Raw genomic sequence first — 26,287 nt, forward strand, 5'->3', positions numbered from 1 at the left:
AATAGCGCCCTTCGCATAATGGTTCCAATTGCACCGGCAAAGGAGCCACGATGAGCACAGCCAGCACAGACCGTCCGCTACGCGTTATCCAGTGGACAACCGGGAACATCGGGCGGCGGTCGCTGCACGCCATCATCGGCAGACCCGACATGGAGCTGGTGGGGGTCTACGCACACGGGGCGGACAAGGTCGGGCTCGATGCCGCAGAGCTTTCCGGCTGGCCCGAGCCGACCGGCGTGCAGGCCACCAACGACATCGACGCACTAGTCGCGCTGGGCGCCGACGCCTGTTGCTATAACCCGTTGTGGCCCAACATCGACGAATTGGTGCGGCTGCTGGAGTCAGGCGTCAACGTGTGCACCAGCGCGGCCTGGATCACCGGCGGCAAGCAAACGCCGCAGGACCGCAAACGTATCGAGTACGCCTGCCAGAGAGGCAATTCGACGATCTTCGGCAGTGGCGCGCATCCCGGCATGACGAACATGGTCGGCATGGTGCTGTCCGCCTCCTGCGAGCGCGTCGACGAGATCCGGATCACCGAGTCAGTGGATTGCTCGACCTACGAATCCGCGGAAACCCAAACGGCGATGGGGTTCTCGCAAGACCCGGAGACACCGGGACTCGCGGAGAATGTGCGGCGGGAAAGCGAAGTCTTCGCCGAGTCCGCGGCGATGATGGCCGACGCGATCGGCGCCAAGCTGGACAGAATGACCTTCGACGTCACGTTCACCGCGGCCACCGGCGACTCCGATCTGGGCTTCATGAAGATCCCCGCGGGCACCGTTGGCGGCGTGTACGGCTTCCACCGCGGCTGGGAAGGCGACCGCAACGTCGTCAGCGTCGGATTCAACTGGACCATGGGTAATCACGTCGTCCCACCCAAGCCCCTCGAGCATGGCCACGTCATTCAGGTCTTCGGAATGCCCAACATGCGGACCGTCCTGCATTGCCTGCCACCGAAGGGTTGGACGGAACCCGGGTTCATGGGCCTCGGCATGATCTACACCGCGATGCCGGTCACCAACGCGGTCCCCGGAGTGGTGGCCGCCAAACCCGGGATTGTCACCCTTGCCGACTTGCCCCCGGTCACCGGCCGCCTGGCGCGCTAGCCATATGGCGTTGGCCACGACCCGGGCACCCCGGAGGAACGTTTCCGTCCTCTAAGGTTTAGAGTACTTAGCCGAGCAAAGGTTCCGCCGACAATTAAGGTTGTCGACACGGTGGTGAGCTTTCCCAGGCAGGATGGCAGGCCCCCGCAGCGGTGAGCGGAAGGCGGTCAAGGTGAGTGGTTCACCGAACTCGGACGCCATATCCCAGGCGCTCAAACGGGCGTGGATACCCCTGCTGCTGATTGTGGTACTGGCAGTCTCGGCGTTGGTCGTATCGCGGTTGCACAAGGTATTCGGCTCGGAGGACCTCAACGCGAATGCCGGCAAGGGGATCGAGATCGTGCAGTTCAACCCCAAGGTCGTCGTTTACGAAATATCCGGACCGCCGGGTGCTACCGCGAACATCAACTACTGGGACGAAAATGCCAACACACACCAGATCAACAACGCCTCGCTACCGTGGACGGCCACCATCTCGACCACGCTGCCGGCGGTGAGTGCCAACATCATGGCGCAAAGTGATGGCAACCGAATCGGCTGCAAGATCACCGTCGACGGGGTCGTCCGCGATCAGCAGAACTCCGATGGCCACAACGCCCAGACCTTCTGCCTGGTGAAGTCCGCATGAGCGATCTCAACAGCAAGAGCCACCTTGGTGTCGACGACGCCGCTGACACCGGGCCGATCGGCACCCAGAGTTCCGGTAAGCCGGAACGCGGCCACCGCCCGTACCTCCCGCACACCATCCGCATCTTCGCGGTGCCGATCATCCTGGCCTGGGTAGCTGTCACGGTCCTGGTGAACGTCATCGTTCCCACCCTAGAAGTCGTCGGCGAGGCGCACTCGGCACCGATGACACCTCTGGACGCGCCGTCGATGAAGGCGATGATACGTCTGGGCCAGAACTTCCACGAATTCGATTCCAACAGCACCGTGATGATCGTGTTGGAGGGCCAACAACCTCTCGGTGCCGATGCACACCAGTACTACGACAAGCTGATTCGGCAACTGCGCCAAGATCCCAAGCACATCCAGCACATCCAGGACTTCTGGGGCGACCGGCTGACGGCGGCGGGCGCGCAGAGCGCCGACGCCAAGGGCGCCTATGTGCAGGTGAATCTCGCCGGCAACCAAGGCACCACGCTGGCGAACGAGTCGGTGGACGCTGTTCGCAAGGTGATCGACGAAAACAAGGCGCCACCCGGCGTGAAGGCCTACGTCACCGGTCCCGCAGCGCTTTCCGATGACATGCACCTCATCGGCAACGCCAGCCTGGCCACCATCACGCTGTTCACCCTGGGTGCCATCGCGATCATGTTGCTGCTGGTCTACCGGTCCATCGTCACCACCCTGGTCCAGCTTTTTATGACCTTTGTCGCGTTGGCATGCTCGCGGGGAGTCGTCGCGGTTCTGGCGTATCACAACGCATTCGGGCTCACGACATTCGCCGCCAACATCCTCACCATGCTGGCGATCGCCGCCGGAACGGACTACGGCATCTTTCTCGTCGGCCGCTATCAAGAGGCCTTGCGGGCCGGCGAGGACCGAGAAACCGCGTACTACACCACATTTAAGGGAGTTGCCCCCGTTGTCCTGGGGTCGGGCCTGACGATTGCCGGGGCAACCTACTGCCTGAGTTTTTCGCGGCTGCCCTGGTTCAACACCATGGGCGCACCGGTGGCGATCGGCATGCTGGTCGTCGTCGCGGCCGGACTCACGCTGGGCCCCGCAGTTATCTTCATCGGCAGTCGCTTCCACCTCTTCGAGACCAAGAGCGCCGCTAAGCAAGGGCGGCTCTGGCGCCGGGTCGGAACCGCGGTAGTACGTTGGCCCGCACCAATTCTCGCCGTCAGTGCCGCCGTCGTACTGGTCGGCATGGTCGCGCTGCCGAGCTACAAAACGAGCTACAACGACCGGCATTACCTGCCGTTGTCAGCCCCATCGAACCAAGGGCAAGAGGCCGCGAACCGGCATTTCTCCGAGGCTCGGATGAACCCCGACATGTTGATGGTCGAGTCCGACCATGACATGCGCAACACGGCCGACATGCTCGTGTTGGACCGGGTGGCCAAAAACGAGATGCGCACGCTCGGCATCGCCATGGTCCAGGACATCACCAGGCCGCTGGGCATTCCGATTCAGCACAGCTCGATACCGTTCCAGAACAGCATCCAAAGCCAAACGACGATGCAGAACATGGGCTTCCTCAAGGAGCGCATGAACGACATCCTCAAGATGGCTGACGACTTGCAGACCCAAATCGACACCACGCAGCGCCAGTACGAGGTGTCACTGGACCTGGCCCACGCCGCCGACGACAGCGCAAATACCACGGCGGTGACCTCGGAAATCACCGATAGCTTGCGCAACCACATCGCCGACTTCGACGACACCTTCCGGCCGGTCCGCACCTACTTCTATTGGGAGAAGCACTGTTTCGACATCCCCCTGTGTTTCGGGCTGCGATCTCTATTCGACACGTTGGACGGCTTCGACCAACTCGCCGAGCAGTTCCACTACCTGACGGCCGATATCAAGCACACCGCCCAGGCCACCCACGACCTGAACGCGCTGTTTCCCACGCTGATCACCACGCTGAAGACCACCAGGGGTATCACGCTGACGCTCTACCAGACATTCAAGGCGATGATCAACCAGATGGAGGCGATGAGCAACACCGCCATCGTGATGGGGCAAAGCTTCGATCAGTCCAAGAACGACGACTTCTTCTATCTGCCGCCGGAGGCATTCGACAACCCCGATTTCCAGACGGGTCTTCGAATGTTCTTGTCGCCGGACGGTAAGTCGGCGCGGTACTTCATCACCCATCAGGGCGATCCGATGACACCGGAAGGCATTTCACGAGTCGATGCCGAGCGGACCGCCGCCCAGGAGGGCCTGAAGCAATCCTCGCTGTCCGACGCCAGGGTGTATCTGGGCGGAACCGCCGCGACGTTCAAGGACATGCACGACGGCGCCAAATTCGACCTGATGATCGCGGTGGTCTCTGCGCTGACGCTGATCTTCATGATCATGCTGCTGCTCACCCGAAGTGTGGTGGCCGCGTTGGTCATTGTCGGCACAGCGGCCAGCTCCATTGCCGCGTCTTTCGGTCTGTCCGTGCTGATTTGGCAGGACTTGTTCGGCATCAAGATCCACTGGATCGTGATGGCGCTGTCCGTGATCATCCTGCTGGCAGTGGGTTCTGACTACAACCTGCTGCTGGTCTCCCGGTTCAGGGAAGAGATTCATCGCGGGCTGAAGACCGGAATCATTCGGTCGATGGCCGGCACGGGTGGGGTGGTGACCGCCGCGGGTCTGGTGTTCGCCTTCACAATGGCGTCGATGCTGGGCAGTGAATTGCGGGTGTTGGGTCAGTTCGGCTCTACGGTCTGTATCGGTCTGCTGTTGGACACGCTGATTGTGCGCACGCTGTTGATGCCGTCGATCGCCACGCTGCTCGGACGGTGGTTCTGGTGGCCACAGGTCGTGCATCCGCGCGGTGACTACGGTCTGCCGCCCGCCCGGCCGGCGCCGGCCGGGTCACCCGCGAGGAGCTAAATCCAGACAGACGGCGACCGCTCCGGGGCCGACGTGCACGCCCAGCACCGGCCCCAGCGGGGTGACGATCGCCGGCGCGCAGGCCGGGAGACGCCGGGCCAACGCGGCCGCCACCTCGTCCGCGCCATCCGGGTTCACGACGTGATGCACCGCCACGGCCGCCGAGCCGTCGCCGACAATTTCGCAGACTCGGTCGAGCATTGTCGCGGTCGCCTTGCTGGCGGTCCGTACCCGTTGGGCCAGAACGAGTTTGCCGTCGTCGATGCGCAGCAACGGCTTGAGGGACAGTGCAGTTCCCAACCATGCCTTGGCGCCGCCGATCCGGCCGCTGCGCCGCAGATTGTCCAAACCGTGCACCACGATAAACGCGTGACTGCGACTTACCGCCGAGTTCGCGGCGGTCACGACATCGTCCAGGTCGCCGCCCGCGGCCGCGGTCTGAGCCGCGGCTAGCGCGACAAAGCCGGTGCCCATTGCCGCCGACCGCGAGTCGATAACCCGCACGGACGAACCGATTTCGCTCGCGACCCGTTCACCCGCACCACAGGTTCCCGACAGCGCCGACGAAATATGAACTGCCACAACCCCATCCCCGCCGGAATCGTTCAACGCCTGGCGGTAGGCGGCGTCGAGCTCGGCCGGGGTGGCCGCCGCGGTCGTGGCGTGGTGCTGGTAGACGTCGTCGGGGATCTCGTCCACACCGTCGCGCAGATCGCCGCCATCGAGCAAGACGTGCAGCGGGACAACGCGTATTGCCCATTTTTCGAGCAGATCGGCCGGGAGGCGCGACGAGCCATCGGTTACCACCACGACGGTCATAGCTTTAGCCGCGCGACTTCTCGTTCGATACCCCGGCTTCAGCCAGCGCCTTGAGCATCAGCTCCGCGACCGCCTGGTGGGCTTCGAAATTCCAGTGGATGCCGTCAGGATTGCCGCGTCCACTCATAACCTGTTCCGCCACAGCAGCTTTGAGATCCACCAGGGGAATGTCATGCTGCTGCGCCCATTCCGTGATCGCCGTCACGGTCCCGGCACGACCGTGGTGGGCTTTGCCGTAGGTATCGGCGATATGCACCGACGGCAGCGACGCCACGATCGGAATGCCCGGCCGATTGAAATCGATTGCGCCACGGGTCTGCTCGAGATAGTCGGCGCTCAAGTGCGGCGGCAGCGCGGCCCGCGCCACCGGCGAGAGCCGGGGCTGCACCCAGCCGTAGCCGTCACGGACCCAGCGCCGCAGCCACGGCGGGCGAACATAGCGGATCAACTCGCGCACCGCCGTCGGCAACACCGAGGGCAGGGAGTCCATCCCGCCGGTCGCGAAGATCACCGCGCCGGCCCGCGGCAGTGCCGCCCAGGCCCGCGGATCCTGCGTTGCCGCCCACCACACGTCGCGACAGGTCCAGCCGATCCGGCCGATCAGTTCCAGATTCCAATCTAGCTGGGAGACAACGATATTAGGCCAGATACGGGGGTCGTCGGCAGGCAGTCCCCCGGTCGGGCCGTAATAGGCCAGCGAGTCCGCGAAGACCAGCAGCGTGGGTCGTACGTCAGAGGACATCGTTGGATACCTGGGCCGACGCGTTCCACACATCCAGACGCCAGCGGATGCCGTCGAAATCGGCGACAGAGCCCTGCGAGTGGCCGGACAGCTGCACCCAGCTGGCATTGCCCATGCCGCCCAGGATCGGCCAGTTCGCGACCGGAAGCTTCAGCAGCGCAGCCGATAACGCGCCGATTAGCCCACCATGGGCGACCAGCACCACCGGCCGATCCGGCTCGTCCGCGTCACCCCATTCCGGCTCGCCGGCCACCAGCTCGGCGACCAGCGGAAGACTGCGGTCGGCGACGTCGAGCCTGCTTTCCCCGCCGTGCGGGGCCCAGGTGGCGTCGTCGCGCCAGGTGCTGCGGGCGCCCGGGGCCTGCGCGTCGACCTCGCTGTGGGTCAAGCCCTGCCAGTCGCCCAGGTGTGTCTCGCGTAGCCGCGTGTCCGCCCGCACCTGCAGCCCGGTCCGCTCGCCCAGCTTGATCGCGGTGTCGTAGGCGCGATGCAGATCCGACGACACGATCAGCAACGGCTGCAACTTGCCCAGCACCTCGGCGGCGGCGCCGGCCTGCGCACGGCCCAGCTCAGTAAGCGCGGAGTCCAGTTGTCCCTGCATCCGGCTGCCGGCATTGAAATCGGTTTGCCCGTGCCGCAGCATCACCAGGCGACGGATGGTCATTGCTCGCTCGCCAACTCTTCGGGACCGGCCGCCAAGTCCACCGGTACCACCGGGCAGTCGCCCCACAAGCGGTCAAGCGCGTAGAAGTTGCGATCGTCTTGATGCTGAATGTGCACGACGATGTCGCGATAATCCAGCAGCGTCCAGCGCCCTTCCCGAGCACCCTCCCGGCGCGCGGGTTTGTAGCCGGCCTTCTGCATTTTCTCCTCGACCTCGTCGACGATCGCGTTGACTTGCCGCTCGTTTGACGCGGAGCCGATGACGAAGCAGTCAGTGATGACCAATTGCCCGGAGACGTCGATCACGACGACGTCGTTGGCGAGCTTCGCAGCCGCCGCGTGTGCCGCAATCGTCGCCATGTCGACGGCTTCCTGGGTGGCGCTCATGTGTTGTTCCCCGCCGGCATGCTGGACTGCGTCGGGCCGAGCGTCGCGTGCGCCTCTCCCTCGACGGGTCCGCGGTACAGGCGGCGCTTGGAGACGTATTGCACGACGCCGTCGGGCATCAGGTACCACAGTGGACGCCGCTGGGCGGCACGCTGACGGCAGTCGGTCGACGAGATCGCCAGCGCCGGAACCTCGACCAGGGTCAGCGCATCCGTGGCCAGGTCACCGAGCACCTCGGTGATGTGTTCGTGACGCAGCTCGTAGCCGGGCCGGCTGACACCGATGAAACGTGCCAATTCGAAGACCCCCTCCCAGCCCTGCCAGGACAGGATGGACGACAGCGCGTCGGCGCCGGTGATGAAGAACAGCTCGGTATCCGGGTTGAGGGCGTGCAGGTCGGACAAGGTGTCCTTGGTGTAGGTCGGACCCCCGCGGTCGATGTCCACCCGGCTGACCGAGAACCGGGGATTGGAGGCTGTCGCGATCACCGTCATTAGATACCGGTCCTCGGCGGCGGACACATCGCGGGACTTCTGCCACGGCTGACCGCTGGGCACGAACACCACTTCGTCGAGGTCGAACAGGTCGGCGACCTCGCTGGCGGCAACCAGGTGCCCGTAATGGATGGGATCGAATGTCCCACCCATTACTCCCAGTCTGCGAGCCCGCTTTTGCACGATGTGCCAGCTTACCGGGCCGCTTAGGCTGCCTGTCGCCGCGCTGATCGGACAGACCGCGGCCGAGCCGGAGCCCGGGTCACACCGGCAGCAGTTGGTCGATCACCGTCGCAAGCTGCTTGGCCGATCGGCATTCGTGCATGGTGATCACGTCTTCGTAGCGCGGCACGGCCGAGTCGCCGCTGCCCCACAGGTGCCTGGGCTCGGGGTTGAGCCAGTGCGCGTGCCGGGCGGCGGTGACCATGTCGGACAGGACGTCGAGGGCCGGGTCGCGGTAGTTGGTGCGTCCGTCCCCGAGCACCAGCAACGAGCTGCGCGGCGACAGCACATTCGGATTGGCCTGGACGAACGAGACGAACGCATTGCCGTAGTCGGAGTGGCCGTCACGGCTGTACACGCCGGCTTCGCGGGTGATCCGCTGGATCGCGACGGCCAGATCGCATTCCGGCCCGAACATGTGGGTCACTTCGTCGGTGGTGTCGATGAAGGCGAACACCCGCACGCGGGAGAACTGTTGGCGCAGCGCGTGCACCAGCAGCAGAGTGAAGTGGCTGAACCCGGCGACCGAGCCCGACACGTCACACAGCACGACCAGTTCCGGGCGCGCGGGACGGGGTTTGGCCAGCACCACGTCGATCGGCACTCCGCCGGTGGACATGGACTTACGCAGCGTCTTACGCAGATCGATCGTCCCGGCGCGGCTGCGGCGCCGTCGGGCCGCGAGCCGAGTCGCCAAGGTCCGGGCCAGTGGCGCAACGGCTCGCTGCATCTGGCGCAGCTGGTCACCGGAGGCCCGCAGAAACTCGACGTTCTCGGAAAGCTGTGGGATGCCGTACATCTGGACATGATCGCGGCCGAGCTGCTCAGCGGTGCGCCGCTTGGTCTCGGCGTCGACCAAGTTGCGCAGTTGGGTAATCCGCTGCGCGGCGAGCGCTTTGGCGATCTGCTCTTGAGTAGGACTCGGCTCGTCGCCATAGGGGGCGAGCAGGCCCGCGAGCAGCTTGCCCTCCAGCTCGTCCAGTGCCATCGCCTTGAGCGCCTGATACGACGAGAATGACGGGCCCCGGCTGGAATTGTATTTGCCGTAGGCCTCCACGATCCGCGCGATCATCGCGACGAGCCGTTCGTCCATGTCGGCCAGGTCTTCGTTCTGGGAGAGCAGGTCGAGCAGCATCTGCCGCATCGCGTCGACGTCGTCGGCGGGCAAGGCATCGCTGTCGGTCCGCGGGTCCCCATCATCTTCGGTGACGACCGCACGCGCACCCATCGCCGCGGGGAACCACAAGTCGAACATCGCGTCGTAGGTCTCGCGGTGGTCGGGCTGGCGCAGCACCGCACACGCGAGACCTTCGCGCAACACCGCACGATCACTCAAGCCCAGGGCGGCCATCACCCGGCCGGCGTCCACCGTCTCCGACGGGCCCACCGAAATCCCGCTTCCGCGAAGCGCTTCCACGAATCCCACCAAGTGGCCCGGCAACCCGTGCGGGGCGAGTGGCCTGGTGGGGCGGATCCGGCGAGTGGCCATTTTGGTCAGCCTCTTCCTTAGTTCAGCCGGAGTTCCCCGGCCGCGCGTTGCTGATCGGATTGGTGTTTGAGGACCACACCGAGCGTCTGGGCAACGACCGCGTCGTCAATAGTGTCTAGCCCCAGCGCCAGCAACGTCCGGCCCCAGTCGATCGTCTCGGCGATGGACGGCACCTTCTTCAGCTGCATCCCGCGCAGCACCCCGATGATGCGAACCAGCTCCTCGGCGAGATGCGCGGGCAGTTCGGGGACACGGGACAACAGGATGCGCCGTTCGAGATCTGCTGTTGGGAAATCGATGTGCAGGAACAGGCAGCGACGCTTGAGCGCCTCGGACAGCTCGCGGGTGGCGTTCGAGGTCAGCACCACCAGCGGCGTCCGCGAGGCGGTGATGGTGCCCAGTTCGGGGACGGTCACCGCGAAATCGGAGAGCACTTCGAGCAGCAGGCCCTCGATTTCGATGTCGGCCTTGTCGGTCTCGTCGATCAGCAGCACCGTCGGCTCGGTGCGCCGGATCGCGGTCAGCAGCGGACGCTGCAGCAGGAACTCCTCGCTGAACACGTCGTCTTTGGTCTGATCCCAGTCCCCCGAGCCGGCCTGGATGCGCAGAATCTGCTTGGCGTGGTTCCACTCGTAGAGCGCGCGAGCCTCGTCGACACCCTCGTAGCACTGCAGCCGAACCAAACCCGCGCCGGTGGCCTGCGCGACGGCGCGGGCCAACTCGGTCTTGCCTACCCCGGCGGGCCCCTCCACCAGCAGCGGCTTGCCCAGCCGGTCAGCCAGGAATACTGCCGTCGCGGTGGCGGTGTCGGGCAGATAGCCGGTCTCGGCCAACCGTCGCGAAACGTCGTTGATGTCCGCGAACAGCGGGGTGGGCCGGGCGGGCACGCTCACAATCAAGTTCTCCTAAAGCACTTTCGGTGGACCGGGTCAGGCCGGACGAACGTGGCCGTCTCCCCACGCGATCCATTTAGTCGAGGTCAGTTCCGGTAAGCCCATCGGACCGCGGGCATGCAGCTTCTGGGTCGAGATGCCGATCTCGGCGCCGAAGCCGAATTGTTCGCCGTCGGTAAACCCGGTCGACGCGTTGATCATCACCGCGGCCGCGTCGACTCCATCCGAAAATCGTTGTGCTGCAGCCACATTGCTGGTCACAATGGCCTCGGTGTGTCCGGTGCCGTATTCGTTGATGTGCGCGATCGCGGCGTCAACGCCGTCGACCACCGCCACCGCGATGTCCATCGACAGGTATTCCCGGCGCAGGTTGTCCTCGTCCGGGTCAAGATGCACCGTCACACCGGCGTCTTGCAGCGCCGCGACCAGCCGGGGCACCGCGCTTGCGGCAATCGCGGAGTCCACCAACAGCGTCTCGGCGGCGTTGCACACACTGGGCCGCCGGGTCTTGGAGTTCAGCAGAATCCGTTCTGCCACATCCAGGTCTGCGCCCGCGTCCACGTAGACGTGACAGTTGCCGACACCGGTCTCGATGGTGGGCACCTGCGCGTCGCGGACCACCGCGTCGATCAGGCTCGCTCCCCCGCGCGGGATCACCACGTCGACCAGCCCGCGCGCCTGGATCAGGTGCGTGACCGTGGACCGGTCGTCGGACGACAGCAGCTGCACCGCGTCGGCCGGCAAGTCCTCGCTGACCAGCGAGGACCGCAACGCCTCGACCAGCGCCTGGTTGGAGCGCGCCGCCGAGGAACTGCCGCGCAACAGCACGGCATTGCCGGACTTCAGCGCCAACCCGAACGCGTCAACGGTGACATTGGGCCGACCCTCGTAGATCATGCCGACCACGCCGAGCGGAACCCGCTGCTGACGCAATTGCAGCCCGTTGGGCAGGGTGTAACCACGCAGCACCTCGCCGACCGGGTCGGGCAACCCCGCAACCTGGCTCAGACCAGCGGCGATTCCGTCCACGCGGTTGGGGTCCAGCGCCAACCGGTCGAGCATCGCGTTCGGTGTCCCGGCGTCGCGTGCCGCCTTCAGGTCTTCGGCGTTGGCCGCCAGGATCTGGCGGGTGTTAGCCGTGATGGCCTCGGCCGCGGACTGCAGCGCCTGGTCCTTGGCAACCGTCGGCAGCAATGCCAGCGCGCGGGACGCGGCGCGGGCGCGCCGGGCGGCGTTGTGGACCTCCTGACGCAAGTCAGGACGCGATGGTGCTTGCAGACTCATTGACCCAGCGTATCGGGCTTGAGCCGGCCGAGTAAGGCGGCCTGGTTGGCGGTCGGCCTCACCCGACCCGCTCGCCACGCTCCGCCTGCCGCACTTTGCTCTGCCGCTCGTCGAGGATGTGACCAAAGTCCTGTAATAGCAATGGTTCACGCATCACGAGATGCTCGAGATGATCGCGATCGATCTCCAACGCGGTGACCTCATCGATCGCGTACGCGCTGGCCAAGTTCGGTTGCCGGGTCAGTGCGGTCAGGCCCAAGAACGAGCCCTCCTCCAGGGTGCTGATCGGCACCACCGAACCGTCCTCTGCCGTGGCCATCATCCGCACCCGTCCGGCGACCAGGAACGTCATCCCTGCGGGCACTTGACCGGCGTACTCGACAATTTCGCCGGCACCGTAAAGGACGATTCGGGCCGAAGATTGCAGCGACTGCTGATCGGCCACGCTGAGCCGCAGCGCCGGCGCCACCACGGACCGCAGTGCGTCCTCCACCCGTTGCCGTGTCGAGTAGTCGTCGTCGGCGTCGTCGAGGTGCAGCTCTGCGCGCCGGGCGGCGTACCAGATCCAGCGCAGAAACGTCGATCGCGCGCCGCCATCGTCGGCGGGCGAGCTCAGCCCGATGCTCGTGGCATATTCGCCGCCGCCGACGGACACTGAACGCGGGACGCTGCCGGCCTTGAGTTGGGGCAGCTCCTGGGCCACTCGTGTCAGCATCGCGCAGACTCGATCTGGCGGATCGGCGAGCGAGAAAGTGGTCTTCATCGTCAGCTTGTGGGTGCCGGGCGGGCGGCTCAGATTCGTGAAGGACGTACTGGCCAGCATCGAGTTGGGCATGATGCGAATTCCGCTGCCGGTCTGGATATGTACGGCCCGCCAGTTCACCTCGACAACTCGTCCGCGCTCGTTGGACGCGTCGAGCCAGTCGTCGATGCGGAAGGGCTGCTCGAACAACATGAACAGGCCCGACACGATCTGGCCGACGGAGTTCTGCAGCATCAATCCGAGGACGACCGACGTCACGCCCAGCGCGGTGAATACGCCACCGACCCGGACACCCCAGATCACGGACAAGATGACGGCCAGGCCGACGCCGATCAGCGCGAATCGGGCGACGTCGAGGAAGATTGTGGGCAGCCGTTTGCGCCAGCTGTCTTGGGGCGCGCCTTCGAAGACGGTGGCGTTGAGCCCGGACAGCAGCAGCACCAGCACCAGGAAGCCGAACAGCGTCGACAAGATGCGCACCAGGCCGTCTCCGGCCGGGACCTGCGCGGCGTTCACCACCAGCAACAACAGCGCGCCCAGCGGCAGCAATAGGTTGCGTAACAGGCTAACTTGACGGGCCAGACGATTGCCCCGGCGGACGAGCGCGTGGTGCAGCTCGGTGAGCAGGATCAGCACGACCGGAAAACCCAGCGCGACACCAATTGCCCAATAGAACCACGACGAGTGGAATGCGTTCATCAGCGCTCCGACAGCCGGTAGATCGCCTGATCTTTACCGCCGACGGAAATCGAGCCGGCCGGCGTGAACTGCCGGACGTCCCGCAGCGCCTCGTACACACTCGAGGTGACATAGATGCCGGGTTGCGGTGCACCACTGTGCATTTGGAATGCCATACTGACGGCGCCGCCCCACATGTCATAGACGAGGCTTGATCGGCCCACCAGTCCGCTGACCACGTTTCCGGTGTTGACGCCGACCCGAAGCCGTAGCTCGTGTGAGGTTTGGCTGTTGAATCGGTCGATGATCTGGCGCATTTCCAGAGCGAATTCAATGCTGCGGTAAATGCTGTCCAGCCGCGGCGTCACGACCCCGCAGCTGGCCAGATAGCCGTTGTGGAAGGTGCGAATCCGTTCGACCCCCAGGGCCTCGGCCGCAGCGTCGAACTGCCGGAAGAGCTCGTCGACGATTCCCACCAGTTCGTCGCCGGGGAGGTCGATGGAAATCTCGTCCAGGCCAACGATATCGGCGAAAATGATGGCAACGTCCTGATGTTTTTGCGAGATGGTCTCCTGGCCCTCGCGATACCGTTGCACCACCGATTCCGGCATCAGGGCCAGCAACAGGCGGTCGTTTTCTTTGCGTTGCTCGGTGAGCAGCTCGTCCTTGATCGCCAGATTGCGGCTCATCTCGTTGAAAGCCTGTGTGAGATCACCGATTTCGTCGCGGGATTGCACCGGGATGCTGAATTGGTAGTCACCGGAACTGATCTTCTGCGTACCGGCCTGCAGCCGGCGGACCGGCCGCAACATCACCTGAGCAAGCAGCATCGACGCCACACACACCACGAAGATCATCGTCGCGACACCGACCACCAGGGTTTGGCTGAATTTGCCCAGCCGCGCAAAAGCATCGGAGTCGTCGCGTGTCACCAGAAGCGACCAATGCAGATCGGAGTCCGGCACATTCAGCGGTGTGTAGGCCTCCATTTCGCTACTGCCCGTGTAATCAGTCGCGGTGAGCGTTCCTGATTGGCCGCGCTGCGCGTCGCGAGAACCCGCAGTCGGCGCCGGCTGCACCAGCGTCGTGGTACCCAGCCGGAGCGCGCGCTCCACGACGTCGGGCGGGGTGCCGGCGGCGATCGCTTCGCGCCGGTATTGCTGCGGGTCTTGCAGGAAAAGCCGGGAATCAGAACGCATCAAACCGTCGGGACCTACTAGATACGACTCGGTGGACGGCCCCATCCCGGCGGCTTCCCACTGTTTGTTGGCGGTCATGATCCTGTTGATCTTCGAGATCGGCAGTGGCAGCGCCATAACGCCCTCCGCCTTGCCGTTCATGCCGACCGGCGATACCACCCACGCGGTGGGTACATCGGTGGCGGGCTGATAGGGCTGGAAGTCGGTGATCCAGACGAAGTCCAGGTCGTTGGAGCGCAGCGCTTTTTGGTAAGCCTCACGCAGATTGGTTTCGCGATATGGGCCGGTGAGGATATTGGTGCCGAGGTCCGGCCCTTTTTGCACGGAGTAAACGACGTTGCCCCGGGTATCCAGCAACAGCGCATCCCGATATTCGAAGCGGGTCACGATGCCACGCATGTAGAAGTCGAAGCGGGCGTTGGCTGCCGACCAGGCGCTGCCGTCGCCGGCGTCCGCGGGGGGCATCGAGTCGGCCGGCCGCGGCGCCGCGGTGTAATACGCCTGAAGGTACTTCTGCGCAGGAGAAGCCGGCAGAACGGCATTGAGAGCAATGGTTTCGCCGGTGATTCGCGTGATCGGCTTGATCATGTCGTTGTCGTAGTAGTTGACCAGCGCCTGCTCCTGGGCCGGCGTGATCGGCGCGTTGCCCAATTGGTCGAAGCCCCCGGTGAACGCCCGCTCGGCGTCGACGATGCTGAACCCGCCGCTATAGACGATCAGCGAGTTCGTCACTTCCTTGAAAAGTGCCAGCAACTGCCGCTTCTGCGACTCCCGCAACTCGGTCAGCCGCTCGGCCTCCACTTGGCGCAGGGCGGTGCGACCGGACAGGGCTCCGATCAGGCCAACCACAGCCACCGACAGAATGCTGCAGATCAACAGTGTCATCAACAGCTTGGACTGGATGCCGATCCGGAAGACCCGGCGGTGGCGGCGCTTCTGCTTCTGCTCCTCAAGGCCCAGCGTCGTTGCCTCTTCTGCCGGGGCGGATTCGGCGTCGGTCTGCTTGCTCGACGTCAATCGCTTGCCCTTTCCGTGAGAGGATCCAACGTCGCTAACGCAGCAGACTAGCGCGCGGACATCACAAAATTGGCGTTTGCGCCGTGCGACTGACCCCCAAAACGCGGGCCGGATCGGACTAACGTTGCCGAGATGACTCAGGTCTGCGTCGTTGGCAGCGTGAACATGGACATCACCTGCGACGTCGGCGCCCTGCCACGTCCGGGCGAGACGGTGTTGGCTTCCTCGTTGAGCTACGCACCCGGCGGCAAGGGCGGCAACCAAGCCGTCGCCGCGGCACGCGCGGGGGCGCACGTGCAATTCGTCGGTGCGGTCGGCGACGACGCCGCAGCCGAACCGTTGCGGGCGCATCTGTCAGCCAACGGCGTTGGGCTGGACGCGACCGTTGCCGTGGCGGGCCCCAGCGGTACGGCGATCATCGTGGTCGATGCCGGGGCCGAGAACACCATCGTGGTGGCGCCGGGCGCCAACGGCCGGCTGACCCTGACCGCTGCGGCCACCCGCGCAGTCGTCGCCGACTGCGATGTGTTGTTGACTCAGTTGGAGATTCCCGTCTCCACCGCGGTGGTCGCGGCGCGCGAAGCCAAAGCAGCCGGAGCGGTCGTCATCGTCAACGTGTCACCATGCGGCCAGGAACGGAGCGCGCTGGCCGAACTGGCGGAGCTCGCGGACGTAGTAGTCGCCAATGAAGCAGAATCCGAGGAATTGCCTTGGCGGCCAGAATATTTGGTGACCACACTCGGCGCTCGCGGCGCCCGCTATGTCAGTCCCGACGACGAGCTCTGGATACCTGCGCCAACGGTCAGCGCGGTGGACACCACCGGCGCCGGTGACGTCTTCGCTGGGGTGCTGGCAGCGCACTGGCCACGCGAGCCGGGTTCGCGGGCGCAGCGACTGGCCGCCCTCCAACGCGCCTGCACCGCGGCCGCACTGTCGACACTGGTAGCCGGTGCCGGTGACTGCGCACCGGACGCTGAAGCGATCGACGCGGCACTGCCGGGGCCGACGTGAAGAGCGCCGCTGTCATTGCCCTGGTGCTGTTTGCGGCTTTCGGGCTGTTCGGATTCGGTTGGCGCAGTTGGCTGCAGTATCGGCGCACCGGATCCACCGGCTATCGCCGGATCCGCGGTGGAGTTACCGAATGGACCGCCGGTGCCGGCTTTGCTGTCGCACTGATGGTGTCGGTGATCGCTCCAATCCTGCAGCTGTGCCACGTTATTGCGCCGTTGCACGCGTTGGGCGCCGCCTGGATCCAGCTCGCCGGGGTTGTGATCGCGCTGCTGGGCATTGCGGCAACGGTATACGCGCAACTCGAGATGGGCGATTCCTGGCGGATCGGGGTCGACCAACGGGAGACCACCGCGCTGGTGCACACCGGCGTTTTCGGGCGGGTGCGCAACCCCATCTACACCGCCATGTTCATGTTCGGCTTCGGGATAGCACTGGTAACACCGAATCTCGTTGCCTGCGCAGGCTTTATCCTGCTTGTCGTGACGATCGAACTGCAGGTCCGCTTTGTCGAGGAGCCGCACTTGACGCGAACTCACGGCGACGCATATCGGGCCTATACGGCCCGGGTCGGCCGCTTCGTACCCGGTGTCGGCCTGATTCGTTAGCGCGAGTCTCGACGCACGTCGTGGGCGATCGCCAGGCCGTCGCCGGTCTCCAATTCGGTAGCAGAATGATTCAACAACACGCGACTGCGGTTCGGCGACAGCAGAATCGACAAATAGTGATGCGGCCCGTCCGCCACCAACGCGAGCCGGTTGACCCGCAGCAGCGCGGCGCCGATCGCGGTGTCGAGCAGGCGAGCATAGCGTGGGCCCGCGATCTCGGCGGTGATGTCGTGTCGCATCCGCTCCACCACGACCCCGACATTCGCCAGCAGTTCGTAGAGCGGTTCGCGCCGCAACGCCGACTCGGTCAACCTGTCCGCCAATTCATTTGGCAGCCAGGCTTCGGTGACCATCAACGGCTCACCGGTCCGGCGCTGGCGTCGCACCCGCACGATGTGCAGCAGCTCGCCGGACGCCTCGAGCACGTCGGCGACAGCGCGGGGAGGCCGGCGATGCGAGTCGAACTCGAGCACGTCGACCTCGGTCTCGAACTGGGCCTGCCGCAGTCCGTCCATGTAGGAGCCAACCGCAACGGGTAGGTCTGCCGGGGTGTGCTCACGCACAAACGAACCGACGCCCTGCCTGCGCTCGATGTATCCCTGGTCGGCCAGGTCCGCCAGCGCGCGGCGAACCGTGATGCGCGAGACTCCGAACTGATCGCACAGCGTCTGCTCGGTGGGCAATGCGTCGCCGGGCGCCAGCACGCCGCGGTCGATCTCGTCGTGCAACACCAAAAAGAGCTGGCGGTGCAGCGGCACCCCCGCCCCGGCAGACACCGGGCCGCTATCTTCGCTGGCCCCCTGCATGATCGCCATGCTCCCACACCGCCGTTCTTGCGCCCGAGCATTAGTTGTTATATATCTATAACAACTAATCAATGTGGGGAGTTCCGATGACCGCGGTTCAGCAGCAAGCCGCCACCGATCCGGCGGGCCCGACCGGGCGATTGGCCACCTGGGTCGCCGGCCTCACGCTCGACGACGTCCCGCCGGATGTTCGCGCGCGGGCGAAATATCTCCTGCTCGACGGGCTGGGTTGCGCCCTGGTCGGTGCGCAATTGCCCTGGTCACGCGTCGCCACCAGCGCGGTCCTGGGGCTGGAGGGCCCCGGGGACACCGTGGTGATCGGCACCGGCCACACCATCGGTGCACCCGCGGCCGCGGTGCTCAACGGCACCTTCATCCAGGGCTTCGAGCTCGACGACTTCCATCCCCTGGCCCCGCTACACAGCTGCTCGCTGCTCATCCCGGCACTGCTCTCGACGGCGTCGGTACGCCCGCAGTCGACGCCGGGTGCCGAGTTCCTCCTCGGGGCGATCGCCGGGTTCGAAGTGGGTCCGCGTGTCGGCTACACATTGCACGGAACGCAGATGCTGGACCGTGGCTGGCACTCGGGCCCGGTCTTCGGCACGCACTCGGCGGCCATGGCGTCGGGCAAGCTGCGCGGTCTGCCGCCGTCCCAGCTCGAGGATGCGCTCGGTTTGGCCGGCACCCAATCCGCCGGGCTGATGGCCGCGCAGTACGAGGCGATGAGCAAACGCATGCACCACGGATTGGCGGCACGCAACGGCTTCTATGCGGCCGGGCTTGCCGCCGCCGGATACACCGGGATCAAGCGGGTGTTCGAGCGTGAATATGGCGGATTCCTGAGCGTTTTCGGTGAGGGCCACGATCCCGACGCCGCACTGCTGACCGGCCAGCTCGGCCAGCGCTGGGAGACCACGTTCATCATGGTCAAGTCCTATGCCGCGATGGGCGGCTTGCATGGGGCGATCGACGCAGCCCGACAGCTTCGGAGTTCGGTTGCGCCGGAGGATATCTCGACGGTCCACATCATCGTCGGCGAAACCGTCTACAAGCACGGCTGGTGGGTCCCGGAGCGTCCGCTGACCCCGATTGGCGCCCAGATGAATATCGGCTACGCCACTGCGGCGGCACTGCTGGACGGCAACGTGCTGCCCGAGCAGTTCACCCCGGCGCGGCTGGACTCCGACGACGTCTGGTCGCTGATCGCCAACACCTCGGTGCACCTTGACGAATCGCTCGCCAACGCCCCGATCACCGAGCGGTTCCGCACCGACGTCGTGGTGACCACCCGAGACGGCGCCGTGCACCGCGCCCGCGTCGACCTGCCGCACGGCGCACCCACCGATCCGGTCACCAACGACGAACTCGTCGCCAAGTTTCATTCCCTTGCCGATCGCGTGACCAGCCGGGCACGCGCCGACGCCATCGAGCGGGCGGTGGTCGGTTTGGAAAACCTTGATGACACCGGCGACCTGACCGACCTGCTCGCCGCGCCCGTCGCGGGCGCCCTGGACTGAAAGGACAGCCATGTCCACCACACCGGCCCGCCAACGGCTGCGAGAGCTGCTGGACACGCACGAACTCATCGTCACGCCAGGGGTTTTCGACGGCATCTCGGCGCAGCTGACCAGACGCACCGGCCACGTTGCGGCGTACATGACCGGCGCGGGTGTCGCCGCGTCGGGATTCGGCCTGCCCGACATCGGGTTGGTCACCGCGACCGAGATGGCTGACCGGGTCCGGATGATCACCGGCGCCTTGGACGATATCCCGCTGATCGCCGACGCCGACACCGGCTACGGCGCCCCGATGAACGTGGTGCGCACCGTGCGCGCCTACGACGCGGCCGGAGTCGCCGCAATTCAGTTGGAAGACCAGGTATTTCCGAAGCGCTGCGGCCATCTGCCGGACAAGCAAGTCGTCGATGCCGCGGTGTTCGAACAAACGCTCGCCGCCGCTCTCGACGCCCGGTCCGACGACGACCTCCTGGTCGTGGCCCGCACCGACGCTCGCGCGCCGCTCGGGCTGGACGCCGCCATCGAGCGGGCCAATCGTTATGCCGAAGCGGGCGCGGACATCATCTTCGTCGAGGCGCCGCAGGACGAGCAGGAAGTCGAGCGCATCGCGCGCGAGGTCGACGCTCCCCTACTGATCAATCTGGTGCTGGGCGGGCTGACTCCGCTGGAATCGGCTTCACGGCTGCAGGAGTTGGGTTACGCGATTGCGATCCACCCGAGCAACCTGCTGATGCAGGCGACATTCGGGATGCTGCAAAGTCTTTGCCAGCTCAATGGCGGCGACGTCGCTGCCCATATGCCCAGCAGCCCCGCCGACTTCTTCAACCTGATCGGCATGTCGGAGTGGCTTGAGCTTGATACCAAGCATGCCCAGAAGGACCCCTCATGGGCATGACAATCATTGAAAAGATCTTCGCCCGCAAAGCCGGACTGGACGCCGTGTCGCCGGGCGACACCGTCGTCGTCGACGTCGATATGACCGTGCTGATCGATCTGCAATTCGCCACGATGTGGATCCAGCCCAACCGGATTCACGATCCCGACAAGCTGGCCGTCGTGATGGACCACGCGGTGCCCGCACCGACCATCAAGGATGCCGCTGGCGGGCCGCATGCTCGCAAGTTCGTGGCCGATTTCGGCATCGAACGCTTCTACGATGTCGGCCGGCACGGCATCTGCCACCAGGTCATCGCCGAGAACGGCCTGGCCCGGCCGGGAGAAATCTTGGCCTGCACCGACTCTCACACCTGCGCAGCCGGCGCCTACAACACCGCCGCCCGCGGGCTGGGCCCCGCGGAAGTGTACTCGATCATGTGCACCGGCACCACCTGGTTCCAGGTCGCGCCGACGGTCCGCTACGAACTCGAGGGCGTCAAGCCGAACACGGTGAGCGGCAAGGACATTTTCTTGCATATCGCCGACAAGTACGGCGACGCCGCCAACCTGAACCTGGAATTCGGCGGGCCGGGCCTGGCCGGCATCCCGATGCACGACCGGCGCACCATCGCAACCCAGGGCGCCGAGGTGTCGGCCGATTTCAGCACCTTCGAGGCCGACGAAGTGCTGGCCCGATTCCTCGACGACGCCGGCGTCAGCGGATATGCCTCGGCGGCACCGGATCCCGACGCCACCTATCACGACGTGCGGCACATCGACCTGCCCGCCCTGGAACCCTACGTGGCGCGGCCGGGAACGGTCAGCCGCAACGGGCTGCCCGTCTCGCAGTTGGGCAGGCAGAAGGTGGATCAGGCGTTCATCGGCTCGTGCGCCAACGGCCAACTCGAGGATCTCGAAATCGCCGCACAGGTGTTGCGCGGCAAGGCGGTTGCGCCCGGGGTGCGGTTGCTGGTCACGCCGGCATCGCAGGCGGTGTACCGGGAGGCCATGCGGCTGGGCTACCTGCAGGACATCGCCGATGCGGGCGGCGTCGTCACAAACTCAACCTGCGGCGCCTGTTTCGGCTACCACATGGGGGTCATCGGCCCGGGCGAGGTGTGCATCACGTCCAGCACGCGCAACTTCACCGGGCGCATGGGCAGCACGGAGGCCGAGATCTTCATGGCCTCACCGGCGACCGTCGCCGCGTCGGCGATCACCGGATACATCACCGACCCGAGGAGCGTGGCGGCATGACGGTGAGCTCGCTGACGTTTCAAGGCAAGGTCTGGGTGTTCGGCGACAACCTCAACACCGACGCCATGTACCCCGCCTTCGCGATGAAAATGGATCCCCCCGAAGCCGCCAAGCACATCTTCTACGAGGTCCGTCCGGGTTGGACCGATCAGGTTTCGCCGGGCGATATCGTGTTGGCCGGCAAGAACTTCGGACTCGGCTCGTCGCGCCCGGTCGCGTCCCTGTTCACCGAGCTCGGCGTCGCCGGCCTGGTCGCCGAGGAATTCAATTCGCTGTTCTTCCGCAACGCCGTCAACGCCGGACTGCCGGCGATTACGGTGCCCGACGCCACAGCCGTGTTCAGCGAGGGCGATACGGGAACCTTCAACCTGAGCGAGGCCAGCTGGCGCAATGACAGCAGCGGCGAGTCGGGCACGGTGCCCAGGCTGCCCGAGCTGATTCTCGAGATCATCGAAAGCGGTGGCGTCATGCACCGACTCGCGGCGCACGGATATCTGCCCGCCGAACTCGGCGACCTGCTGCGCTCGAGCGCGGTCGCCATGCGCGGTGCGGGAAGCGGCGCGTGATGGCAGTACTGGGGAAGCTCCTGCGCGGCGTGCGCGCCGGCACACACCGAGGCCCGCTGTCCGGTGCTGACTTTGCTGCGCCCGAATCCATCACGGTCACCAGCACGGCGTTCGCCGACGGCGCCGCGATGCCGTCATCCAGTGCGGGAAAGGGTGTGGGTGACAACACCTCGCCGCCGTTGCACTGGGACGGGCTGCCGCCCGGGACCCGGCGGACGGTGCTCATCATCGACGACGTCGATGTTCCGCTCCCCCGCCCGCTGTTGCACACGGTCGCCGTGATCGAGCCGACGCTAGACCGGGTCGCGGAAGGCGCAATGCAGCCGGGGACGGCGGGGATCCGGTTCATCCGTGCCGATCTAGGTCATCACGGCTATGCCGGCCCGCGACCGATTCCCGGCCACGGCCCGCACCGCTACCGCTTTCACGTGTTCGCGATCGACGCGGCGATTCCGGACGACATCGCCACCGCCAAGGTCCTGCTGGCCGCGATGGCTGGGCATGTGCTGGCCCGCGGCACACTCACCGGTACCTACGAACGCTAGGCCCGAGCGGCGCTCGCATACCAACTGACCTGCGGTTGGCAGTAACTGGCAGCGCCTGGCGTCGATCTGGCAGTGCCTTTTGAGCAACGTCGACGGTATCGGTAACGCCAGCAGAAAGGAACGTTATGTCCGCCACCACTCTTGACCGCACAGGTACTCGCGACGGATTTCTACGCCTCGCGATGCGCGCCGACGCCATTATCAGCGGCCTAGTCGGCCTGGCCGGCCTTCCGCTGGCCGGCTACCTGGCCAACGTGTCCGGAACCACGAAGGCGTTCGAGTACGGCATGGCCGCGTTCTTGATCAGTTACGGCGTCCTCGTGTTCGGGCTGGCGGCTCTCCCGTCGGTGCGCCGCGCCGGCATGGCCGTCGTGCTCGGCAACCTGCTCTACACCGCGGCCGCCGTCGTTCTGGTGCTCGCCGATGTCTTCCCGTTGACCGCCACCGGCGTGGTCCTTACCCTGGGCTCTGGCATCTACACGCTGCTCTTCGCGGAGCTGCAGTACCAAGGCTGGCGCCGCGCGCGGACATAAGCCGCCAATGCTCTGGCCCGCTCGGTAATTCCGGGCGGGCTTCGAGCTAGTCTTCGGGCACCTCGCGGTCGATCTCATCGAGCCAGATGCGCGCGGACATGTCCGACGGGGCGCGCCAGTCACCACGCGGCGAGAGCGCACCACCATGAGACACCTTGGGACCGTTGGGCAATGCCGAACGTTTGAATTGGCTGAACGAGTAGAACCGCTGCACGAAGATCTGCAGCCAGTGCCGGATCTCCTTGAGCGGATAGGAAGGTCGCTTGTCCTCGGGGAATCCGGCCGGCCAGTTGCCCAGCTCGGGATCGTTCCACGCGTGCCAGGCCAGGAACGCGATCTTGGACGGCCGGAATCCGTAACGCAGTACATAGAACAGCGAAAAGTCTTGCAGGGCATACGGTCCGACTTTGGCCTCGCTGCTCTGCAGCTCCTCTTCCTCACCGGTCGGGATCAGTTCGGGGGTGATCTCGGTGTCGAGCACCGACTGCAGCACCTCGTCCACGTCGGACTCGAACTGCCCCGACGAGATCACCCAGCGGATCAGATGCTGGATCAGCGTCTTGGGGACGCCGGCATTGACGTTGTAATGCGACATCTGGTCGCCGACACCGTATGTCGACCAGCCCAGGCCCAGCTCGGAGAGATCGCCGGTGCCCAGCACGATCCCGCCGCGCTGATTGGCCAGCCGGAACAGGTAATCGGTGCGCAGGCCGGCCTGGACGTTCTCGAATGTGACGTCGTAGAGCTTCTCGCCCCGGGCGAACGGATGATCCATCTCCTTGAGCATCAGCTGCGCGGTGTCGCGAATATCGATCTCGGAGAAGGTCACACCGAGCGCGCGGCTCAGCTCGATCGCATTGCGCTTGGTGCGCTCGCCCGTCGCAAAACCCGGCAGCGTGAACGCCAGAATGTCGCTGCGCGGCCGGTTTTCGCGGTCCATCGCGTGCGCGGCGACGATCAGCGCGTGCGTCGAGTCCAGTCCGCCGGAAATCCCGATGACGACCTTGGGATAGTTCAGCGCACGCAGCCGCTGCTCGAGCCCGGACACCTGGATGTTGTAGGCCTCGTAGCAATCCTGTTGCAGTCGTTGCGGATCGGCCGGCACGAACGGGAAGCGCTCGACCTCGCGTCGTAGTCCGATGTCACCGGCGGGCGGGTCGAGTTGAAACTCGATGCGCCGGAACGACTCCGCCAACGGCCGGTGATGGCGCCGGTTGTCGTCGAAGGTGCCCATCCGCAGCCGCTCCGAGCGCAGCAGCCCGGTGTCGACGTCGGCCACCGAACGACGCTCCCCCTTGGGGAAGCGCTCGGATTCGGCCAGCAGCACACCGTTCTCGAAGATCATGGTCTGCCCGTCCCAGGCCAGATCGGTCGTCGATTCGCCTTCCCCCGCGGCGGCATAGACGTAGGCGGCCAGGCATCGCGACGATGCCGAGCGGGCCAGCAGTTGACGGTCCTCGGCCCGCCCGATCGTGATCGGGCTGCCGGACAGGTTCGCCAGCACCGTGGCACCGGCCAGCGCCGCTTCCGCACTGGGCGGAATCGGCACGAACATGTCTTCGCAGATTTCGACGTGCAGCACGAAATCGGGAAGGTCAGCCGCTTCGAAGAGCAGATCGGGGCCGAAGGGCGCCTCGATGTCGCCGATGCGGATGATGCCGTGTTCGTCGTCGCCGGGCGCGATCTGGCGGTGCTCGTAGAACTCCCGATAAGTGGGCAGATACGACTTGGGCGCCACCCCGAGCACCACGCCGCGGTGGATGACGACGGCGGTGTTGTAGATCCGCTGCCGGTAACGCAGCGGGGCGCCGACCACCAAGACGGGCAGCAGATCGGCGGATGCGGCGACAACATCCAACAGCGCCGTTTCGACGTCGTCGAGCAATAGGTCTTGCAGAACGATGTCCTCGATCGAGTAGCCGGACAGCGTCAACTCAGGGAAGACGGCCAGCGCGACACCCTCGTCGTGGCACTCGCCGGCCAACCGCAACACCGATGCAGCATTGGCCGCCGGATCGCCGAGCGTGGTGTGGTGCGTGCACGCGGCAACTCGGACAAAACCCTGGCTGTAGCTGTTGTAAAAGTCCATCGCCCTTCCATTGTCGCCTGTTCTGTGTTCATGAGCACTCGCCGGGTATCACCCCAGCGTGAGTGATATTGCCGTCTTACTGGGTGACGGTCCGCTGGCCGATTTGGTCCGGCGCGCACGTAATTCACCGGCCTGGTCGAATCCGCCTGCGACAGCACACGTCCCGATCTGGTGGCGCCGATTGCGCCCGCGAAGGGCAGGTACACGGCTCCGCTAACGGTGCCGAAGGAAGTTTGCTAACTCCCGAGCGCCCGGACGGCCAAGGCTAATTACACAGGCTCGCGGGCAACCCTGCGACTTCGAGTAGCTCCGCCTGCGTCATGCGTGCTGCGACCCAGTGTTTTAACCTGGAAATTCTTCTAGTTTTCTAAGGAACTTTGCGCTCTACCACTGTTACGGTCTCGTTAATCGCTGGTAGTGGCCGTGTTCTGTACAAGGAGGGTTGGGCTTATGTCGTTTGTGTCGGTGGATCCGGAATTGGTGTTGGGAGCGGCACAGGATTTGGCTCGGGTCGAGTCGGGGTTTGGCACGGCGGGTGCCAGTGCGGCAGTAGCGACCACGGGGGTAGTGGGTGCCGGCAGCGATGGCGTGTCGGCGCTGATTGCGGAGCAGTTGAACGCCCATGGTCAGGGGTATCAGGAGCTGCATGCGCTGGCCAGGACTGGTCAGCAGCGGGTTGCGGCCTCGATGCGGTCCTCGGCGCTGGCGTATAGCGATGCCGAAGTGGCCAATGCGGAGTTGGAGGGATTGGCCAACGAGTTCAGTGTGGGGCCCCAGTCGTCGTCGGAGCGTCCGTGGTTTGGTGACGGCTTGGATGCCACGACACCGGGGGGTCGTGGCGGCGATGCCGGAATTCTGTGGGGTAACGGCGGTAAGGGCGCCCCGGGTGGACCGGGTCAAGCCGGTGGTGCTGGCGGGGATGCGGGGTGGTTCGGTGCTGGCGGCACTGGTGGCGTTGGCGGGGCCGGGGTTGCGGGTACCGCGACGACGATTGCCGGTGCTGGCGGTGCCGGCGGTGCTGGCGGTGCGGCGGTCTTCGGGACCGGGGGTGTTGGCGGTGCTGGCGGCGCCGGAAGCGCGGCGGCTGCAGGGGTAGCCGGCAGTGGAGTGTCGGGGATTGCGACTCCCGGGTCTGCTGGTGGGGCCGGCGGGGCTGGTGGGG

At 65.5% G+C, this 26,287-nt stretch carries 24 protein-coding genes; 12 read left to right on the forward strand and 12 right to left on the reverse strand.

Annotated elements, in window-relative coordinates:
- The first annotated feature begins 50 nt into the window (after window positions 1-50).
- The 3 genes from DB708_RS21420 (at window position 51) to DB708_RS21430 (ending at window position 4,670) form a co-directional block, all read left to right on the forward strand.
- Window positions 51-1,109 (forward strand): NAD(P)H-dependent amine dehydrogenase family protein, encoded by a 1,059-nt coding sequence (locus DB708_RS21420; protein WP_108925463.1) that lies wholly within the window; start codon window positions 51-53, stop codon window positions 1,107-1,109.
- 133 nt (window positions 1,110-1,242) lie between these two features.
- Window positions 1,243-1,737, forward strand: a complete 495-nt coding sequence (locus DB708_RS21425; protein ID WP_108925464.1) for an MmpS family transport accessory protein — start codon at window positions 1,243-1,245, stop codon at window positions 1,735-1,737.
- Window positions 1,734-4,670 (forward strand): MMPL/RND family transporter, encoded by a 2,937-nt coding sequence (locus tag DB708_RS21430; protein ID WP_108925467.1) that lies wholly within the window; start codon window positions 1,734-1,736, stop codon window positions 4,668-4,670. Before DB708_RS21425 ends, DB708_RS21430 begins: the two co-directional genes overlap by 4 nt.
- On the opposite strand, the gene DB708_RS21435 is transcribed toward DB708_RS21430, so the two are convergent.
- The 10 genes from DB708_RS21435 to DB708_RS21480 all read right to left on the reverse strand — a co-directional run bounded on the left by DB708_RS21435 (window position 4,653) and on the right by DB708_RS21480 (window position 15,320).
- The gene (locus DB708_RS21435) at window positions 4,653-5,489 is read right to left on the reverse strand and encodes a DegV family protein (protein ID WP_108925469.1); all 837 of its coding nucleotides are present in this window, start codon (window positions 5,487-5,489) and stop codon (window positions 4,653-4,655) included. The genes DB708_RS21430 and DB708_RS21435 overlap by 18 nt on opposite strands.
- A gap of 4 nt (window positions 5,490-5,493) precedes the next feature.
- A complete protein-coding gene (gene octT, locus DB708_RS21440) occupies window positions 5,494-6,231 on the reverse strand; it encodes a diglucosylglycerate octanoyltransferase (RefSeq protein ID WP_108925471.1) in 738 nt (245 codons plus the stop codon).
- Entirely contained in the window at window positions 6,221-6,895 is a 675-nt protein-coding gene (gpgP, locus tag DB708_RS21445; protein WP_108925474.1) for a glucosyl-3-phosphoglycerate phosphatase, read from the reverse strand. The genes octT and gpgP overlap by 11 nt, the downstream gene beginning before the upstream one ends.
- Window positions 6,892-7,281 carry a ribosome silencing factor gene (gene rsfS, locus DB708_RS21450; RefSeq protein ID WP_108925476.1) on the reverse strand — a complete coding sequence of 130 codons (390 nt, stop codon included), beginning with the start codon at window positions 7,279-7,281 and terminating at the stop codon, window positions 6,892-6,894. Before rsfS ends, gpgP begins: the two co-directional genes overlap by 4 nt.
- On the reverse strand, window positions 7,278-7,958 hold the full coding sequence (nadD, locus tag DB708_RS21455; protein WP_108925478.1) for a nicotinate-nucleotide adenylyltransferase: 681 nt from the start codon (window positions 7,956-7,958) through the stop codon (window positions 7,278-7,280). The genes rsfS and nadD overlap by 4 nt, the downstream gene beginning before the upstream one ends.
- A 79-nt stretch (window positions 7,959-8,037) precedes the next feature.
- Window positions 8,038-9,486, reverse strand: a complete 1,449-nt coding sequence (locus DB708_RS21460) for a vWA domain-containing protein (RefSeq protein WP_108925480.1) — start codon at window positions 9,484-9,486, stop codon at window positions 8,038-8,040.
- 17 nt (window positions 9,487-9,503) lie between these two features.
- The gene (locus DB708_RS21465) at window positions 9,504-10,379 is read right to left on the reverse strand and encodes an AAA family ATPase (RefSeq protein WP_108925482.1); all 876 of its coding nucleotides are present in this window, start codon (window positions 10,377-10,379) and stop codon (window positions 9,504-9,506) included.
- 36 nt (window positions 10,380-10,415) lie between these two features.
- Entirely contained in the window at window positions 10,416-11,663 is a 1,248-nt protein-coding gene (locus tag DB708_RS21470) for a glutamate-5-semialdehyde dehydrogenase (protein ID WP_108925484.1), read from the reverse strand.
- Between the two features lie 58 nt (window positions 11,664-11,721).
- Complete coding sequence (locus DB708_RS21475) at window positions 11,722-13,125, reverse strand: mechanosensitive ion channel domain-containing protein (protein WP_108925485.1); 1,404 nt, start codon at window positions 13,123-13,125, stop codon at window positions 11,722-11,724.
- Window positions 13,125-15,320 (reverse strand): adenylate/guanylate cyclase domain-containing protein, encoded by a 2,196-nt coding sequence (locus tag DB708_RS21480; RefSeq protein WP_108925487.1) that lies wholly within the window; start codon window positions 15,318-15,320, stop codon window positions 13,125-13,127. Before DB708_RS21480 ends, DB708_RS21475 begins: the two co-directional genes overlap by 1 nt.
- Window positions 15,321-15,452: 132 nt before the next feature.
- Here DB708_RS21480 and DB708_RS21485 point away from each other — a divergent pair, with 132 nt between their 5' ends.
- Window positions 15,453-16,331: a ribokinase gene (locus DB708_RS21485; RefSeq protein WP_108925489.1), complete on the forward strand. Its 879-nt coding sequence runs from the start codon at window positions 15,453-15,455 to the stop codon at window positions 16,329-16,331.
- Window positions 16,328-16,936, forward strand: coding sequence for a methyltransferase family protein (locus DB708_RS21490; protein ID WP_108925491.1), 609 nt, complete (start codon window positions 16,328-16,330; stop codon window positions 16,934-16,936). The genes DB708_RS21485 and DB708_RS21490 overlap by 4 nt, the downstream gene beginning before the upstream one ends.
- Here the strand turns inward: DB708_RS21490 and DB708_RS21495 are convergent.
- Entirely contained in the window at window positions 16,933-17,751 is an 819-nt protein-coding gene (locus tag DB708_RS21495) for a GntR family transcriptional regulator (protein ID WP_108925492.1), read from the reverse strand. The genes DB708_RS21490 and DB708_RS21495 overlap by 4 nt on opposite strands.
- A gap of 77 nt (window positions 17,752-17,828) precedes the next feature.
- Here DB708_RS21495 and DB708_RS21500 point away from each other — a divergent pair, with 77 nt between their 5' ends.
- The 6 genes from DB708_RS21500 (at window position 17,829) to DB708_RS21525 (ending at window position 23,036) form a co-directional block, all read left to right on the forward strand.
- Window positions 17,829-19,259, forward strand: a complete 1,431-nt coding sequence (locus DB708_RS21500) for an MmgE/PrpD family protein (protein WP_108925494.1) — start codon at window positions 17,829-17,831, stop codon at window positions 19,257-19,259.
- Window positions 19,260-19,269: 10 nt separating this feature from the next.
- Entirely contained in the window at window positions 19,270-20,154 is an 885-nt protein-coding gene (locus DB708_RS21505; RefSeq protein ID WP_108925496.1) for an isocitrate lyase/PEP mutase family protein, read from the forward strand.
- A complete protein-coding gene (locus DB708_RS21510) occupies window positions 20,145-21,392 on the forward strand; it encodes a 3-isopropylmalate dehydratase large subunit (RefSeq protein ID WP_108925498.1) in 1,248 nt (415 codons plus the stop codon). Before DB708_RS21505 ends, DB708_RS21510 begins: the two co-directional genes overlap by 10 nt.
- On the forward strand, window positions 21,389-21,958 hold the full coding sequence (locus DB708_RS21515; RefSeq protein WP_108925500.1) for a LeuD/DmdB family oxidoreductase small subunit: 570 nt from the start codon (window positions 21,389-21,391) through the stop codon (window positions 21,956-21,958). The genes DB708_RS21510 and DB708_RS21515 overlap by 4 nt, the downstream gene beginning before the upstream one ends.
- The gene (locus DB708_RS21520) at window positions 21,958-22,503 is read left to right on the forward strand and encodes a YbhB/YbcL family Raf kinase inhibitor-like protein (protein WP_108925502.1); all 546 of its coding nucleotides are present in this window, start codon (window positions 21,958-21,960) and stop codon (window positions 22,501-22,503) included. Before DB708_RS21515 ends, DB708_RS21520 begins: the two co-directional genes overlap by 1 nt.
- Before the next feature lie 125 nt (window positions 22,504-22,628).
- The gene (locus tag DB708_RS21525; protein WP_108925503.1) at window positions 22,629-23,036 is read left to right on the forward strand and encodes a hypothetical protein; all 408 of its coding nucleotides are present in this window, start codon (window positions 22,629-22,631) and stop codon (window positions 23,034-23,036) included.
- A gap of 46 nt (window positions 23,037-23,082) precedes the next feature.
- Here DB708_RS21525 and DB708_RS21530 read toward each other — a convergent pair whose 3' ends face one another.
- A complete protein-coding gene (locus tag DB708_RS21530; RefSeq protein ID WP_108925505.1) occupies window positions 23,083-25,125 on the reverse strand; it encodes an NAD(+) synthase in 2,043 nt (680 codons plus the stop codon).
- Window positions 25,126-25,575: 450 nt separating this feature from the next.
- Between DB708_RS21530 and DB708_RS27085 the strand changes: the two genes are divergently transcribed.
- Window positions 25,576-26,287 (forward strand): PE family protein (locus DB708_RS27085; RefSeq protein ID WP_133251042.1); only part of this gene is annotated, 712 nt, incomplete at its 3' end.

The sequence above is a fragment of the Mycobacterium montefiorense genome (assembly GCF_003112775.1).
Classification (GTDB): domain Bacteria; phylum Actinomycetota; class Actinomycetes; order Mycobacteriales; family Mycobacteriaceae; genus Mycobacterium; species Mycobacterium montefiorense.

What these genes read in the sequence shown, in the direction of transcription:
- DB708_RS21420 (WP_108925463.1), top strand. Translation starts at nt 51, where the DNA reads ATGAGCACAGCCAGCACAGACCGTCCGCTACGCGTTATCCAGTGGACA.
- DB708_RS21425 (WP_108925464.1), top strand. Translation starts at nt 1,243, where the DNA reads ATGGCAGGCCCCCGCAGCGGTGAGCGGAAGGCGGTCAAGGTGAGTGGT.
- DB708_RS21430 (WP_108925467.1), top strand. Translation starts at nt 1,734, where the DNA reads ATGAGCGATCTCAACAGCAAGAGCCACCTTGGTGTCGACGACGCCGCT.
- DB708_RS21435 (WP_108925469.1), bottom strand. Translation starts at nt 5,489, where the DNA reads ATGACCGTCGTGGTGGTAACCGATGGCTCGTCGCGCCTCCCGGCCGAT.
- octT (WP_108925471.1), bottom strand. Translation starts at nt 6,231, where the DNA reads ATGTCCTCTGACGTACGACCCACGCTGCTGGTCTTCGCGGACTCGCTG.
- gpgP (WP_108925474.1), bottom strand. Translation starts at nt 6,895, where the DNA reads ATGACCATCCGTCGCCTGGTGATGCTGCGGCACGGGCAAACCGATTTC.
- rsfS (WP_108925476.1), bottom strand. Translation starts at nt 7,281, where the DNA reads ATGAGCGCCACCCAGGAAGCCGTCGACATGGCGACGATTGCGGCACAC.
- DB708_RS21460 (WP_108925480.1), bottom strand. Translation starts at nt 9,486, where the DNA reads ATGGCCACTCGCCGGATCCGCCCCACCAGGCCACTCGCCCCGCACGGG.
- DB708_RS21470 (WP_108925484.1), bottom strand. Translation starts at nt 11,663, where the DNA reads ATGAGTCTGCAAGCACCATCGCGTCCTGACTTGCGTCAGGAGGTCCAC.
- DB708_RS21475 (WP_108925485.1), bottom strand. Translation starts at nt 13,125, where the DNA reads ATGAACGCATTCCACTCGTCGTGGTTCTATTGGGCAATTGGTGTCGCG.
- DB708_RS21485 (WP_108925489.1), top strand. Translation starts at nt 15,453, where the DNA reads ATGACTCAGGTCTGCGTCGTTGGCAGCGTGAACATGGACATCACCTGC.
- DB708_RS21495 (WP_108925492.1), bottom strand. Translation starts at nt 17,751, where the DNA reads ATGGCGATCATGCAGGGGGCCAGCGAAGATAGCGGCCCGGTGTCTGCC.
- DB708_RS21500 (WP_108925494.1), top strand. Translation starts at nt 17,829, where the DNA reads ATGACCGCGGTTCAGCAGCAAGCCGCCACCGATCCGGCGGGCCCGACC.
- DB708_RS21505 (WP_108925496.1), top strand. Translation starts at nt 19,270, where the DNA reads ATGTCCACCACACCGGCCCGCCAACGGCTGCGAGAGCTGCTGGACACG.
- DB708_RS21510 (WP_108925498.1), top strand. Translation starts at nt 20,145, where the DNA reads ATGGGCATGACAATCATTGAAAAGATCTTCGCCCGCAAAGCCGGACTG.
- DB708_RS21515 (WP_108925500.1), top strand. Translation starts at nt 21,389, where the DNA reads ATGACGGTGAGCTCGCTGACGTTTCAAGGCAAGGTCTGGGTGTTCGGC.
- DB708_RS21520 (WP_108925502.1), top strand. Translation starts at nt 21,958, where the DNA reads ATGGCAGTACTGGGGAAGCTCCTGCGCGGCGTGCGCGCCGGCACACAC.
- DB708_RS21525 (WP_108925503.1), top strand. Translation starts at nt 22,629, where the DNA reads ATGTCCGCCACCACTCTTGACCGCACAGGTACTCGCGACGGATTTCTA.
- DB708_RS21530 (WP_108925505.1), bottom strand. Translation starts at nt 25,125, where the DNA reads ATGGACTTTTACAACAGCTACAGCCAGGGTTTTGTCCGAGTTGCCGCG.